At 55.7% G+C, this 13918-nt stretch carries 15 protein-coding genes; 10 read left to right on the top strand and 5 right to left on the bottom strand.

Going from position 1 to position 13918, the window contains the following annotated elements:
• The first annotated feature begins 31 nt into the window (after positions 1 to 31).
• Positions 32 to 940 (top strand): pirin family protein, encoded by a 909-nt coding sequence (locus AC1RKH_RS02325; protein ID WP_493060938.1) that lies wholly within the window; start codon positions 32 to 34, stop codon positions 938 to 940.
• 50 nt (positions 941 to 990) lie between these two features.
• Here AC1RKH_RS02325 and AC1RKH_RS02320 read toward each other — a convergent pair whose 3' ends face one another.
• Positions 991 to 1761 (bottom strand): phytanoyl-CoA dioxygenase family protein, encoded by a 771-nt coding sequence (locus tag AC1RKH_RS02320; protein ID WP_493060937.1) that lies wholly within the window; start codon positions 1759 to 1761, stop codon positions 991 to 993.
• A gap of 98 nt (positions 1762 to 1859) precedes the next feature.
• The gene (locus tag AC1RKH_RS02315; RefSeq protein ID WP_493061372.1) at positions 1860 to 2480 is read right to left on the bottom strand and encodes a cell wall hydrolase; all 621 of its coding nucleotides are present in this window, start codon (positions 2478 to 2480) and stop codon (positions 1860 to 1862) included.
• 240 nt (positions 2481 to 2720) lie between these two features.
• On the opposite strand from AC1RKH_RS02315, the gene AC1RKH_RS02310 reads away from it, so the two are divergent.
• The gene (locus tag AC1RKH_RS02310) at positions 2721 to 3038 is read left to right on the top strand and encodes a DUF2388 domain-containing protein (protein ID WP_493060936.1); all 318 of its coding nucleotides are present in this window, start codon (positions 2721 to 2723) and stop codon (positions 3036 to 3038) included.
• Positions 3039 to 3264: 226 nt separating this feature from the next.
• Positions 3265 to 5028, top strand: a complete 1764-nt coding sequence (locus AC1RKH_RS02305) for an L-lactate permease (protein ID WP_493060935.1) — start codon at positions 3265 to 3267, stop codon at positions 5026 to 5028.
• A 74-nt stretch (positions 5029 to 5102) separates the two neighbouring features.
• On the opposite strand, the gene AC1RKH_RS02300 is transcribed toward AC1RKH_RS02305, so the two are convergent.
• Complete coding sequence (locus AC1RKH_RS02300) at positions 5103 to 6461, bottom strand: MATE family efflux transporter (protein ID WP_493060934.1); 1359 nt, start codon at positions 6459 to 6461, stop codon at positions 5103 to 5105.
• A 212-nt stretch (positions 6462 to 6673) separates the two neighbouring features.
• On the opposite strand from AC1RKH_RS02300, the gene AC1RKH_RS02295 reads away from it, so the two are divergent.
• Positions 6674 to 7735 (top strand): beta family protein, encoded by a 1062-nt coding sequence (locus AC1RKH_RS02295; RefSeq protein WP_493060933.1) that lies wholly within the window; start codon positions 6674 to 6676, stop codon positions 7733 to 7735.
• Here AC1RKH_RS02295 and AC1RKH_RS02290 read toward each other — a convergent pair.
• Entirely contained in the window at positions 7687 to 8283 is a 597-nt protein-coding gene (locus tag AC1RKH_RS02290) for a sce7726 family protein (protein ID WP_493060932.1), read from the bottom strand. The two genes, AC1RKH_RS02295 and AC1RKH_RS02290, sit on opposite strands and share 49 nt — an antisense overlap.
• Before the next feature lie 232 nt (positions 8284 to 8515).
• Between AC1RKH_RS02290 and AC1RKH_RS02285 the strand changes: the two genes are divergently transcribed.
• The 6 genes from AC1RKH_RS02285 (at position 8516) to AC1RKH_RS02260 (ending at position 13008) form a co-directional block, all read left to right on the top strand.
• Complete coding sequence (locus tag AC1RKH_RS02285) at positions 8516 to 8788, top strand: hypothetical protein (protein ID WP_493060931.1); 273 nt, start codon at positions 8516 to 8518, stop codon at positions 8786 to 8788.
• Between the two features lie 365 nt (positions 8789 to 9153).
• Entirely contained in the window at positions 9154 to 10104 is a 951-nt protein-coding gene (locus tag AC1RKH_RS02280; RefSeq protein ID WP_493060930.1) for a helix-turn-helix domain-containing protein, read from the top strand.
• 80 nt (positions 10105 to 10184) lie between these two features.
• The gene (locus AC1RKH_RS02275) at positions 10185 to 10415 is read left to right on the top strand and encodes a hypothetical protein (protein WP_493061371.1); all 231 of its coding nucleotides are present in this window, start codon (positions 10185 to 10187) and stop codon (positions 10413 to 10415) included.
• Positions 10416 to 10939: 524 nt separating this feature from the next.
• Positions 10940 to 11464 (top strand): hypothetical protein, encoded by a 525-nt coding sequence (locus AC1RKH_RS02270; protein WP_493060929.1) that lies wholly within the window; start codon positions 10940 to 10942, stop codon positions 11462 to 11464.
• 9 nt (positions 11465 to 11473) lie between these two features.
• Entirely contained in the window at positions 11474 to 11722 is a 249-nt protein-coding gene (locus AC1RKH_RS02265; protein ID WP_493060928.1) for a hypothetical protein, read from the top strand.
• 617 nt (positions 11723 to 12339) lie between these two features.
• A complete protein-coding gene (locus tag AC1RKH_RS02260) occupies positions 12340 to 13008 on the top strand; it encodes a dihydrofolate reductase family protein (RefSeq protein ID WP_493060927.1) in 669 nt (222 codons plus the stop codon).
• A 69-nt stretch (positions 13009 to 13077) separates the two neighbouring features.
• Here AC1RKH_RS02260 and AC1RKH_RS02255 read toward each other — a convergent pair whose 3' ends face one another.
• Entirely contained in the window at positions 13078 to 13845 is a 768-nt protein-coding gene (locus AC1RKH_RS02255) for a metallophosphoesterase (RefSeq protein WP_493060926.1), read from the bottom strand.
• Between the last annotated feature and the right edge of the window lie 73 nt (positions 13846 to 13918).

The raw sequence follows: 13918 nt of genomic DNA, 5'->3' as shown, positions 1-13918 counted from the left end.
ATTTCGTAACGCTATCCAGCAAGGGTGCGACATGACACTTTCAACAGCGACATTGAATCCCCTTACCACTCTTCAAAACGATACCTCGCGCGACATCAGCCTGCGCACCCGTGGTCATGGGCACGGCCCCATTGTTCGGCTCATGAGTCCCTCGGACCTGGGTCAGTTGCTCAAGCCGTTTGTGTTTCTCGATCTGTTCGCAGCGGATACCTCGTTTATTGGCAACATGCCGCTGCATCCCCATTCAGGGATCGCGACCATTACCGTGATCACTGAAGGCAATCTGCGTTTTGACGATCCGGACGCAGGTACCGGACTGATTGGCTACGGCGGAGTCGAATGGATGCGTGCAGGCGCGGGTGTCTGGCATGGTAAAGAAATGTCTGCCGGCACCTCGAAGCGGATTCAGGGGTTTCAGCTTTGGATCGCGCTGCCCGCCGACCTGGAAAACGCACCTGTCGACAGCCAGTATCTGGAAGCATCTGCCATCCCACAAGTTGGGCCGGCGCGCGTCATCGTCGGTGACTATCAGGGCATTCGCAGTCCTGTACGTGCGCCCTCAGGTGTGAATTATCTACTGGTCACACTGGCTGCTGGCCAACGCTGGGAGTACCAGCCACCGTCTGGACACGAAGTGCTTTGGCTCAGTGTCAGTCGGGGTACGGTTCATTCGCCGGAGCTTATCCAGGCCGGAGAACTCGTCGTCTTCGAGCCAGGTAATGGTGCGTTGAAACTTGAGGCCGGGGATCAGCAAGACGCGGTGTTTGTGCTGGGCTCGGCCATTCCTCACCCGCACGACCTGAAGATGGGTAATTACTCCGTGCACACCAGCCTGGAAGCGTTGAAAGCCGGGGAAGCAAAAATTGCAGAGTTGGGCAAACGTCTGCAAGCAGAGGCCCGACAGCGGTCCGGGTCGGGTTCAGTACCGATCTACAAATGACGCCACCTGGAGCGTGAGACACCCGCTATGCAGGCTGTCGCGAAAACAGGTCAGTCGTATTCCGCTTCCTGATGCTCTCCCAACAGGCGCCGTTGACGTGGCGTCGCGGCAGCCAGCACGCTGGGGTTGAAGTGCCAGTGCAGGTAGGGCGAAAACTTCTGCGCCACCATGCGCCGGCCGTAGTGCACCTGCAACAGGTAGCGCGTGCGGTCGAGGGTTCGGTTGTCGCTACCGGCGTGCCACAACTCACTGCGTAACATCAGAACGTCGCCGGCCCGACACAGCACCGGCTTCGCCGTACAGCCATGCCACTGGTTTTCGCCACGAGCAGGCGGCCGCCCGGCTCGGTGGCTACCGGGAATCACCCGAGTGGGACTGAGATCGGCGTCGATATCGTCGAGGTAGAAATGCGCGGTGCAGATCTGCATCGGTACTTCGAAGGCAGGGTCGGCCAGCAGGCTTTGCGGCAACTCCATCACCAGGTAATCCAGATGCAGTTCGGCCCCGACGAAACCGGGATGGCAGCGCCAGGCGGTCTGGCCAATGATGTGACAATCGTCTCCCAGCGCAGCCTCGGCCAGTTCGATGATCCCGCTCAGGTCGAGGAACGGTAGCCAAAACGGGTCGCGGTTGAACACACACTTGTAATGATCGAGCAGGCCACTGTAGTCCCAGTGCTCGGGTTTCAGGCCATCGATAGCATTGCGCAGCGTGGTAATTTGGGCGCTATCCAGCACACCAGGCAACACCACGAAACCTTCTCGGTGCAAGGCCCGAAGACGGTTGGCGGTCAGTGATGACAAGCGCTCGGAGGTGTCCATGTTGCGCACCCGAAAAATGCCGATAACTGCCACGCATACTGGCACTGCGCGAGGTGCTTCGCCACGTTTGCATCCTGACGAAGTCTGCACAAACGCGCCTATCGTGCGGTACCGTCATGCGGCTTATAGAACAGAAATTTTTTGGTCTCGGCGGTCTTGATGTATTTCCTGGCCCAGGCGGGCTTCATGTGCCTGGCATGGAAATACATGGCGCCATGGGTTCGGTCCGTGAGTTGGTGATTAAGCGCTTTACGCGCTATTTCCGTGGCTGCCGCGTAGGGAGCGTCCTCGTCCGCATGATCCGAACGCCGATCACACCACCACGAAAACTGGCAGGCATGCTTTTCCGAGCCTTGCTTGACCACCTCGCAAACGGTACCTGGAAATCCCTCATGGCCGATTCGGTTCAACACGACGTTGGCGACGGCTTCCATGTCGGCCGACTCTCCGCCTTTCGCCTCCCAGAAAATAGTGCGTGAAAGGCAGGTGATTGCATCCTTCAAAGGTGCTTTGCCTGCCGGATCGACCGCCTGCGCTTCAGAAGGCGTGATCGTCTCGGCCTTGGACACAGGTGCCACACTGCCCTGCTCTGCAGTTTTCTGTTCCAGGACCTGCGCCTTGTCCACCGCCGCTTCCTTTTCTTGCGCCTGATCGGCCGCTCTCACCTGTCCCCCGAGAAGAGCTATTGCGAGGCAGGTGGCTATCCATATCAGGCGCATGGTCGAACCTTCTGACCGAGTCATGTTTGCGACTCCGCTATTGGGTCGACACCGTAATAGGCCAATCATTCCAACAGACTGACCGCAGGCAGCAATTACCGCAGCGCATCAACGCGACCATGCGCGCAATCCCCTGCGCTTTGTGCGCGGATATGCCGACGACAGGGAACTCCTGGCTGACGCCACACATCCAAAAATATGTAACACATTGGTTGCTTCACCCTTTCGGAGGACGCCGTCATGCGTCGCACACTGCTCATCTCTTCGCTAATACTTTGTCTGCCCTTTGGTTCGGCCCTGGCCCGTGTGGATGCGCGCGATGTCGCCACCTCGGCAGGGGTTTCCGCATCGCTGTACTCAACGTTCAAGGACCACAAATTGGTCGTTTCCGCCCGCGATGACGCCTCCAGCTTCGTGGCGAGTGGAGGCACAATTCGCGGCGCCTATCTGGAGTCGGAATTGAAACGGATTCGACTCGAACATCCAGACCTCAAGGCCAGCGACGCAGATCTGGCCCAAGCAATCCTCATTCAAGCTGAGGCACCTGCTGATCACTAACGGTGTACGACGCACATCAGTGATCGGCCCCCGCTGGGTGTAACGAGCGTTGCTTGTACTCGGCAACGGTGGATGGTCGAGCCTATGACTCGCCATCCACGGGAGCCTGCATCCCCGATTTCAGCCACGCGCAGGCCTGCCAGCCCGCCGCGCAATGCCACCTATACTCAATTTCACCTCCCCCCTTGGGGCCTGCACTGCCAACAATAAGAAGCAGAGGTGGAACATGGTCTGGCAGCAAGTCTACGATCCTTTCGGTAACCCGGTGGTCTCGACGCTCATGGCGGCGTTACCGGTGGTAGTGATGCTCACGTCCCTGGCGTTTTTCCATGTGAAGGCGCATCTGGCAGCATTGCTGGCGCTGAGCACGGCCTTGCTGATTGCGATCTTTGCCTTCGGCATGCCGGCGAACATGGCCGGTTCCGCCGCACTGTTAGGCGCCGCCACGGGTCTGCTACCGATTGGCTGGATCGTGCTTAACATCATCTTCCTGCATCGGCTGACCACTGAAAACGGCTCGTTCAAAGTCCTGCAAGATTCCCTCGCACGCATCACCGACGATCGCCGTCTGCAATTGCTGCTGATCGCCTTTTGCTTCGGTGCGTTCTTCGAAGGGGCGGCCGGGTTCGGCACGCCGGTGGCGGTGACCGGGGCCATTCTGATCGGGTTGGGCTTCTCGCCTCTGGCCGCGTCTGGCCTGGCGTTGATCGCCAACACTGCGCCGGTGGCATTCGGCGCCCTGGGCACGCCCATCATCACCCTGGCCAAGGTCACCGGGCTGGATGAAATGGAACTGTCGATGATGGTCGGCCGGCAGCTGCCGTTCTTCTCGGTGCTGGTGCCGTTCTGGTTGATCTGGGCCTTCGCCGGTTGGCGCAAGATGCTGGAAATCTGGCCGGCGATTCTGGTGGCCGGGGTCAGCTTCGCGGTGCCGCAGTTCTTCGTGTCCAACTACCACGGACCGATGCTGGTGGACGTGATCGCCGCGCTGATTTCCATGGCCTGCCTGACCGGTTTCCTCAAGGTCTGGAAACCCGCCCGCGTGCACACCTCCGCCGCCTTGTCGGGGCGAGTCGACGACTCAAAAATAGATGAATCCCAGGACGAAAAACCGCTGGCCAGTGCGACCTTCGCCAGCGATACCCGGCCCGCCGTCATGCGCGCGTGGATGCCCTGGATCATCCTCACAGTCTTCGTCTTCGCCTGGGGCACCCAGGGCTTCAAAAACATGTTCGATACCCGCCCGGCCATGGACGCGCAAACCCATTCGGCCAAACTCGACCCTCAGGGCCAGCCAATGCGCGAGGCAAACCCGATCTTCGCGCCGGCCCTGACCTTCACCACCCTGCACTTGCAGGTCGAGAAGGTTCCGCCCGTGGTGCCGCAGCCTAAGCCTGAGGAAGCGATCTACAAATTCACCTGGTTCACCAGCACCGGCAGCGGCATCTTGCTGGCGGCGATCTTCGGCGGACTGCTGATGGGCTACTCCATCCCGCAACTGGTGAGCCAATACCTGCGAACGCTGTGGGTGGTGCGCTATTCGCTGATCACCATCGCGGCCATGCTCGCCCTCGGTTTCATCACCCGTTATGCCGGACTGGACGCGACCATGGGCCTGGCCTTCGCCGCCACCGGAATCTTCTACCCGATGTTCGGCACCCTGCTCGGCTGGCTCGGCGTGGCCTTGACCGGCTCGGACACGGCGTCCAACGTGCTGTTCGGCGGCTTGCAACGGGTGACCTCAGAACAACTGGGCATCAGCCCGATATTGATGGCCGCCGCCAACAGTTCCGGCGGGGTCATGGGCAAGATGGTCGACGCCCAATCCATCGTGGTCGCCTCCACTGCCACCCGCTGGTATGGGCATGAAGGGGAAATCCTGCGTTACGTGTTTTTCCACTCCATCGTGCTGGCGATTCTGGTCGGTGGGCTAGTCACATTGCAGGCGTATGTGGCGCCGTTCAGCCATCTGGTGGTGGGCGGGCATTGATCGACGCGAGGCTGGATTTCGTCCTGTAGGCCCATGCCCGGGTTCTTCGTTCGGGCATGGAGCCTGGCTCCGTCTTACACCAACCGCTCGATCTTCTGATGCTGCCAGACGATTTTGTAATACGCCGTCTGCAGCATCAGCATTCCCAGATACGCCACCGGAAACGCCATCCACACCCCTTGCAACCCGAACCGCGCATCCAGTAAATACGCCACCGGCAACTGCACCCCAACCACGCACACGATCGCAATCGCCACCGGCACCATCACCGTGCCGCTGGCGCGCATGATGCCGCCGATGATCGCCTGGAAGCCGAACACCAACAGACTCCAGAGCATGATGTGCAGCAGGTGTTCAGCCATGGCCCGGGTGGATGGATCGGTGAGGAACAACCCCAGCAACCAGTGCGACAGCAGGTAACCCAGCACCACCAGGCCACCGGTCAGCCACACGTTGATCAACAACCCCGTGCGCAAGATCGGCCCGATGCGCTCGATGCGCCCTGCCCCGATGGCCTGGGCGCCGAGGATCGACGCCGTGATCGCAATCGACAGCGCCGGGAATTGCACGTAATTGACGATCTGCGTCACCGCCCCGTACGCCGCAGTCGCCTGGGAACCGTGCTGGTTCACCAATGCCAGAATCACCAACTCCGACAGCGACAGCACCACCATCTGCAACCCCGTGGGCAGGCCGATGCGCAGCACCTTGCCGAGGATCTCCATGTCCAGCCGCATCGCCGCAAAAAACGCCCGATCCGGCGCCAACGGATGCCCCTTGCGAAGCAACCGCCACGCCAACAACCCCATCGCCGACAGGTTACCCGCCAACCCGGCAAACGCCGCACTCTGAATCCCCATCGGCGGCAACCCAAACCAGCCGAGAATCAACGCCGGCGTCAGGGCCAGCCCGACACACGTCGACACCACCAGCGCCAATAGCGGCGACAGCGTATCGCTGACCCCACGCAACAATTGCGTGAACAACACAAACACCAACAGCGACGGCAAGATCCACATCATCACCTGCGCATACGCCACCGCATCATCCAGCACATCCACCGGCGTGCCCAACCCCTGCAACGCCGGCCGCGCAAACACACTCCCCACTACCGCCGCCGCCAATCCGATCATCGCCCCCAACAGCAACGTCGTCCCGGCAATCGCCTTGACCATCTGCGGCTCCCGCGCGCCCCAGGCCTGACCGATCAACACGCCCGCACCCGCGCCGAGACCGATGACCAGGGCGATGAAGAAAAACACGATCGGGAGCATGCCGGACACGGCCGCCAGGGCCTCGGTGCCGAGCATTTGGCCGATGTAGATGCTGTTGATTGTGCCTGACATGGATTGGAGGAAATTGGACAGGACCATAGGGGCGAGGAACAGGAGGTAGGTTTGCCAGAGGGGGCGTTGGGTGGTTGGGGTTTGCATGGAGGTTCCGTCTCGGGTGGGGATGCCGTGACGGGATTCTACGGGAGGGTGGAATGAGTAATGAACACAAATAATCGGGACCGACCGTTTACACCTCGCCCGGATAAACCAATCAGAAATACGCAGATACATCACTGATATTTCGGTTACGGAAAAGAGATCTACGCTCAATCCAACCCCTCCGGGTTCACATCCACCAAAGGAAGGTACGCATGCTTTACATACCGTGTATGAAGGTAGGCCAAAACGATGTAAAAGCACTGATCAATCTGGAAGATGCTCGTAAAGCGTTAGTATCCCCTCTTCTCAACATGAGAGGCATGGCACGCCACCTTAATGATTTTCTCGCTGAATGGGGTGACCACTCTTACTTGATGGACATATCTAGATCTCCGTTAGATATTGCCAGTGACGTGATAGGTGAAAGAAACCTGCACAGCCCTAACAATCACTTCGAAAATAAACGCAATTGGTTTGCAGAGATAAAAGTTCAAAACAACTCATTAATACCCGTCGTATCTTGGTTAGACACTGACAACGCCCGAGACATCATCCAGCAGTCAAGACTACTACTAGCAGATTTTGATACCATCGCAATCAGGGTTATTTGCTCCTCTGAAATCGTAGGCCCAAGTTGGGACAGAGCCCTGAATATTCTGGATGCCATACCCAATCCAGAAAATGTACTTGTGATTCTAGACTTTGGAGAGAGATCTCCAATATCCACCATAAATGGCGGCACACTCGACCACAGTTTATCCGCCCTGGATAACTACGAGGTGCGTGGTGTAGCGCTTGTCAGTTCATCCTTTCCAAGTCAAAAGCCTCAGTCTGGAAGCTCCAGCACCGCCCTATGTCACGACATTGTCTGGCAAGCTGAAGCCAAACAACTGAACGACTCAATAAATTTAATTTATGGTGATTATGCAGGCACCAACCCTGGCGCCGCAGTCGAGTACATTCAAGGCATGGCCGTCATACCCTTCGCTAGTTATTACGTACCTAACGAATGGTGGCTGAAACGATTGGGAAGAGACAAGGAGTTCGAAAATTACGTCCAGCTAGCCAGAGATATCCGCCAACTACCCGACTACCATGGCGACGATTTTTGCTGGGCAACCAGAGAATATGGACGGATAAGCCAAACCAATGAGCGATATGGAAACAACGGAGTATGGAATGGCCTTAGAGCCAACCAGCACATTTGCGCAACGCTCCAATTTCTTCAACACGAAGATGATGGCAACGCTCTTTCCATTGACGACATACTCTGACCTGCCGAGTAACGAGCTTTAAGCCTGCTTAAAACCTTATCTCGAATCAACTCCCACTCTAGCGCCTCTGCGACTTCGAGGCGCACTTCCTTTATTTTCATAGCGCTTTTCGTTTCTACTTTGAATTCTTTACAAATCTCATCTAACTCGGATCGCCACAAAAGACCTGTAAGCGTGAATTTATCGCGCAATTTATTGTGCGTTGCCTTCCTGACCACAGCGATAGATCCAAGGTCGTCAACCACAAGAATCCCAACGCTTCTATGAGTGGCACCAAACGCTTTTTCTATGTGCTTGGAATGACAGCAAAGCCAAACCTGATCAAAGCACGTGAGATAAGCTTCCTGCTGCCCTTCCCACCTGGACAGGCTATCTGATGCGGATTTTATTTCGAATGCCGTTAGCTGGCCATTGGCATGTACAAGGTCCGCGCGCCTTGCTTTGTTGATGAAGCAAAGCTCTCCGATGAAAACATCGTCTTCAGCATGAGGCATGGTCTTGGCGACCCATGTTTTGAGCAATTCGCGGATATGATCTGGAGTGTGCATGGCGCAGGAGTATAGCTTCTCTGCCCTGCGAAACCTATGCGCGATGTGGCTCTATCTGTCGACATGAAAGGTCCGGGGCCGCATCAATACAGATCCTACAGCATCCTCAGAATCCCTCACCTTGCCCCCCTATTGGATGAAGCTTATAGTCCGCTCAGTCGCCCATATGGCGACTAGGTTTGGCGACCTATCGATCGGATCAGTCCTTTAAATCTGATTCGGAGTTCCACCCATGGATAGATACATGCCCCTCACCGGAATCGACCTGATCCCGGCCTCCCTGCTCATCGACACCCAAGCCCCACTCGACGTGCTGCAAGCTACCGCCGACTACCGCATCCGCACGGTCACTCAAGTCCTCGAAAATATCGCTTTTCGTGCCGACATCGAGGGCGACACGGTGGTGCTGGCCGACTTCGCCAAGCTGCTGGCCATTCCATTGCGTGATGGGTGTGATTTGATGGATGTGATCGGTAGACGCTTGCGGGCGCAGGCGTCGAAGTGAATGAAAACGGGTGCCTTGGGGGACTCGTTTTGTTTGTCGGTGGACCATAGTCGGTGCTTGGATAAGCCCTGCTTCAAGTCGAGGCAGTAAATGTGGTAACCGGTATCACACGCGTAGCCCAATGACCTTTAGAAAAGCCGTCGGGCCTTCACGGCAAGGCAAGCCAGACCAAAAAACGCCCAAGACTACAGGCAGCAACAGCCTGCTGAATGTGCAACTGGGGCGCCCTAGCTCTCTCTGGATAGGGGGGCGCCAGCCAGATTTATTAAATTTATTTTTAATTTACTTTATTTTTTCACTGAAATTTGATTTCCTAACGATCAGATAAAGTTTACTAAACACCCACCTAAAAGGAGTATCAAGGAATGGATAGCGAAGCTTTTGTACAACTGGCGCTGGACTCCTTGTCTTGCAGCCAGAAAGAATTAGCCATTCGCGTCGGGGTATCACCGACCCAAATCAGCAAATGGAAGAAGGGCGAGCACATGTCCCGAGAAATGGAGGAAAAATTTAGGTCAATCGTGAATATCGGCGACAAAGATCCCTCGTTCGTCCTTTGGGCAGGATCTTTGGGGGAAGCTATAAAATGGGAACGGCTTATCCATTATCTTGCTGGGGTAGCACAAGAAGAGGCAGAGACTGGGTACAACACCTATCCACTAGAGGACGAAGTGGGAAGTTTGTGTTGGAACACTTTCGATGTGCTCAGAGAAATGGGAGTCACTCTTCCAAAAGAGCTCCCCAAGGAGCTAGACATTGATTATGAGGAAACCGATAGCGATGATCTCTGGAATTTAATTTACGAAAATCCATATTCAGCACTCATTTATAAAATCTATAAATCGCTTAATAACGTGTACGGATTTTACGCTGCGTATCTATCCGAATTGATGCACGATGACGAGCTGAATTTATTCGACACACCCGCTTGCAATATTGAATCATGCCTAATATCGCTTGCTGCTTGCAAGATTGAAGAGAGTCAAGATTTCGCACCGAAGATCAGAGAGTTCAGGTACCAAGTCATAAAGGATTATGAGGAATGGCTCACAATCGTCAAGGATAGAGCCTTCCGCTCCGGCGTTCCCTTAAGAGCGGAACTTCTTGATCTGGTTTATGACTCCGACGATAAACTCGGACATGAAGCTGAAGCCGAGAGCCTCGGCTTCAACTTGTCAAGGGCACACCCAGATGTATATATGAACGAACTCTTAGTCGGAATGAGGATAATTCATCAAGTCTTGCCCGCAATAATGAAGAAACTCGGCCTCGACGAGGAGTTCCAGTTAGATACGTCGGAGCTTCGGATCAAGTAAACTCTAGCTGCTGGCTGTGGGGATGACGGCCAATGCGCTGCCATCCCTTAGACCACTGGGTCGTTTTGGGACGAAAGTAGATTACACCCTACTCTCGAACCCCAAGCCCACTCGACGTGCTGCAAGCCACCGCCGACTACCGAATCCGTACGGTCACTCAGGTGCTGGAAAATATCGCTTTTCGTGCCGACATCGAGAGCGACACCGTGGTGCTGGCCGACTTCGCCAAGCTGCTGGCGATTCCATTGCGCGATGGGTGTGATTTGATGGATGTAATCGGTAGACGTTTGCGGGCGCAGGCAGCGGAGTGAATGAGAGTGGGCGCCTTGAAGGCGCCCATTTTGTTTGTCGGGAGGGATGCAAGTGACTCTAAGGCCAGACGAGCTTCGAGTCGAGGTAGCCGAATTGCTACTGACTCGAGACAGCGTTAGCCTCTGCAAAGTAGACAAATAACCCCAGGTAACCCAATGAAGCTGGATTACGGCCACCGGCTCTGCGATCGATGCGGCGAGAGGATCACTGCCTATTGCCCATCTGTCGAAACACTCTCCGTTGTGGGACCTTTATTGAAGGCAGACGAGCATGCAGCCCTAGCGAAAATAGTCGAAATGGAAAACGTCGATCCAGACGTGCTGTCGCAATACTACAAACACCGAATGAGGTCCGAGTGCTTGGTCAAGGTCGCACATTGCCCATTGTGTGGTGGCCATCTGAGAACCTGGAAAGCCAAACAGTGCATGCATTGTCTTGGCGATTGGCATTCATCCTCGACGTGAATGAGTGAGCCAGCATCCTCTCTTCTCTATCTTCCGCTCAACACGCCCAGGCTTTACCAGTGAATTATCGCTATACAGCAAATCTCGACAGGAATGCCCAGGATCTCGGCAACGCACGAATCTTAGTAGGCAAGCGGTTAGCAGCGCTCTCAAATGCTCAGTACTACTTTAACGGTGCAAAAGACACTGACGACACAGGTGACATTGAATGGCAGTGCGACGAACAGTTAAAGGTCTCGATGTACTTGCTGAGCGACGGTGAAAGCGTTGGCGCAGATCTACTTCCTCTAACGATTCCGACCTCCTTTGAAATTGAAGCAGGATCAATATGCACATGGAAAAAAGAAAACCTGCTGGCCAACCTCTCAGCTAAACACCTTGCAGGAAATCTCATTACCGATGTCAAAGGGCTCGTTGATACATGGCCTGATTCGTCATGCTGCCTAGTCGGCTTCAAAGTGACATTTGAAACTGGCGATTTTGTTGCTTTCTATAACCGAGGCGATGAGGCGGCAGTGCTCATTAATGAGCTACCCCATAATCCAAGTGACATTCGAAGTGCGTGGGTAGACTCGATTGGATGATCGAGCGCTGTGGGTACAAAGCAGATAACCCCCCTGCTCATCGACACCCAAGCTCCACTCGACGTGCTGCAAGCCACCGCCGACTACCGCATTCGCACCGTCACTCAGGTGCTGGAAAATATCGCTTTTCGTGCCGACATCGAGAGCGACACGGTGGTGCTGGCCGACTTCGCCAAGCTGCTGGCCATTCCGTTGCGCGATGGGTGCGATTTGATGGATGTGATCGGCAGACGCTTGCGGGCGCAGGCGGCGGAGTGAATGAAGGCGGGCGCCTTGAAGGCGTTATGCCGATCAGTTAAGTCAGTACGCAATCCGTAGCAGCTGGCGAAGCCTGCGTTCGGCTGTGCAACAGTCGTGAATCCTGCCTCCCCGGTCGATCTGGAGGACCGCATGGCATGATTTTACGACTGCTTCGCAGCCGAACGCAGGCTTCGCCAGCTGCTACGGGTCATACGTTGCCCCGAGATCTCTTAACTGACTGGCATTAGCCTTCAAGGCGCCCGTTTTGTGTGTCGGGGGATGCGAGCGACGCTTGGATCAGACCTGCTTCAAGTCGAGTCTCCATGTTCCACAACCGGGAACTCACCGCCCTTCTCTGCACAAAAAGTGCTGGCACAAAAACGGCAACAACCGACCCAGGCCATGATCGGACGGTCGCGCCTGCGTGCTCTACTACCATCCAGGCCCTCCTCAACTATGCTTATGCCATGTTGCGGAGGCCTGCTGCTTTTCATCCCAATTTAGCGGGGTGAAAATTGGCATGCGATTCATGCAAAAACAAACCGGGAGCCGTTCTCCGTGATTTTTTCTACGGGCTGCTATACAGCAGAATCGCTGTCGAAATAGATAGTTAGGCGTCAATCGATAAGGAAGGCATGAAAATGACACGCGTCCGAGTTGAGGGTTTTACTATCTCGCTTGACGGATACGGAGCGGGTCCGAATCAGGACATGAGTCATCCGCTCGGCGTGGGCGGGACAGATTTGCACCAGTGGTTAGTCCCAACACGCACGTTCCAACGGACGCTATTTGGCGCCGATGGTGGCACAACGGGGATCGATGACGACTTCGCTGCGCGGGGCTTCAAGAATGTTGGCACCTGGATTCTCGGAAGAAACATGTTCGGACCGATTCGCGGTTCCTGGCCCGACATGAACTGGAAAGGCTGGTGGGGGGACAACCCGCCCTATCACGTTCCAACGTTCATCTTGACTCATCACGCGCGCCCGCCCATCCAGATGGAAGGCGGAACGACATTCTACTTCGTCACGGGCGGTATTCACGAGGCGCTTGACCGGGCGCGCGACGCAGCCAACGGAATGGATGTGCGCATTGGCGGCGGACCTGACACTATCCAGCAATATCTTCGTGCGGGCCTCATCGATGAGCTGCACGTCGCTATCTCGCCGGTCCTGCTGGGCGGTGGCGAGCGACTGTTCGAGGGTATTGACATGCGCGCTCTAGGATACGAATGCGTTCAGTTCGTTGCGTCGCAGAAAGCCACCCATGTTGTACTCCGGCGCCAAGGGCACAATGACGCCTAGAATGAATATGGCACCGTCCCCGTAACCAACCCCGTGGACCATCGCGCAATTGATGCACCGCGTGTTGCCTCAACTATCCAGGTCAATCACGTATGAGCCATTGAAATCGGGATTTTCATTGATGCCATCTTTTGCATAGCCCCGGGCGTTGCAAATGACGCGGGTATTGCCCACCCGGTAGTCAACGCTCCCATGGCTATGGCCATGCAGCCAAAGTGCCGGCTGCCAGTCTTTGATCCGGTCTTCGAGGTCTGAAACAAAGCTCGCGTTAATCGGTGAACGCCGAAAAAGCGGGCTTATGCTCAACCGTGTGGGGGCGAAATGGGAAATCACCACCGTGGGAATGCTGCTGTTGCTGGCGAAGCAGTCTTCCAGCCAGGCGACTGTCTGTAAAAAAATCAGTTGGGCAATTGCCGGGCTGAACAGGTCAGGAAAATCGGGCGAAATTCTTATATGGGTGAAGTCGCGTATAACCTTCGTCGCCAGATCAATACCGAATGCCCGATCCTCTGCCGAATCGAAAAGACGATAGTCAGACCACAGGGTGCAACCCAAAAACCGCACACCGTTGTGGACATACTCCGAGCGTTCCAATACGTGGATCTGCGTGCCTTGCGACAACCTGTTCAAGTGCTCGTAGGTAGAGATCAGGTCACTGCCATAAAACTCGTGATTCCCGGCCACGTACACGATCGGAACAGGACATGATTTGGCCCACTCAATAGCCGAAGCCGGTCTGGAGATGTCTCCCGCAAGGACGACAATATCGGCCTCCACATCGGGAAAAGATAACGCGTTGACGGACAAGTGGATATCGGACAGCAAGGCGATGCGCATAGATCAACTCCTGCCTGGTTTGAATGTCAGCCCATTCGCAGGCTCCACAGCTACAACGATGATTGATCGTCAG

It is taken from the genome of Pseudomonas sp. GW822-FHT06B12 (assembly GCF_058799675.1).
Note: the sequence above shows the minus strand (reverse complement) of the source record. Positions and strands in the feature narration are given on the sequence as shown.

Bases quoted from the DNA above. Each gene is read 5' to 3' on its own strand.
- AC1RKH_RS02310 (WP_493060936.1), top strand. From the start codon at position 2,721: ATGCGTCGCACACTGCTCATCTCTTCGCTAATACTTTGTCTGCCCTTT.
- AC1RKH_RS02260 (WP_493060927.1), top strand. From the start codon at position 12,340: ATGAAAATGACACGCGTCCGAGTTGAGGGTTTTACTATCTCGCTTGAC.
- AC1RKH_RS02295 (WP_493060933.1), top strand. From the start codon at position 6,674: ATGCTTTACATACCGTGTATGAAGGTAGGCCAAAACGATGTAAAAGCA.
- AC1RKH_RS02315 (WP_493061372.1), bottom strand. From the start codon at position 2,480: ATGCGCCTGATATGGATAGCCACCTGCCTCGCAATAGCTCTTCTCGGG.
- AC1RKH_RS02305 (WP_493060935.1), top strand. From the start codon at position 3,265: ATGGTCTGGCAGCAAGTCTACGATCCTTTCGGTAACCCGGTGGTCTCG.
- AC1RKH_RS02290 (WP_493060932.1), bottom strand. From the start codon at position 8,283: ATGCACACTCCAGATCATATCCGCGAATTGCTCAAAACATGGGTCGCC.
- AC1RKH_RS02285 (WP_493060931.1), top strand. From the start codon at position 8,516: ATGGATAGATACATGCCCCTCACCGGAATCGACCTGATCCCGGCCTCC.
- AC1RKH_RS02320 (WP_493060937.1), bottom strand. From the start codon at position 1,761: ATGGACACCTCCGAGCGCTTGTCATCACTGACCGCCAACCGTCTTCGG.
- AC1RKH_RS02325 (WP_493060938.1), top strand. From the start codon at position 32: ATGACACTTTCAACAGCGACATTGAATCCCCTTACCACTCTTCAAAAC.
- AC1RKH_RS02255 (WP_493060926.1), bottom strand. From the start codon at position 13,845: ATGCGCATCGCCTTGCTGTCCGATATCCACTTGTCCGTCAACGCGTTA.
- AC1RKH_RS02280 (WP_493060930.1), top strand. From the start codon at position 9,154: ATGGATAGCGAAGCTTTTGTACAACTGGCGCTGGACTCCTTGTCTTGC.
- AC1RKH_RS02300 (WP_493060934.1), bottom strand. From the start codon at position 6,461: ATGCAAACCCCAACCACCCAACGCCCCCTCTGGCAAACCTACCTCCTG.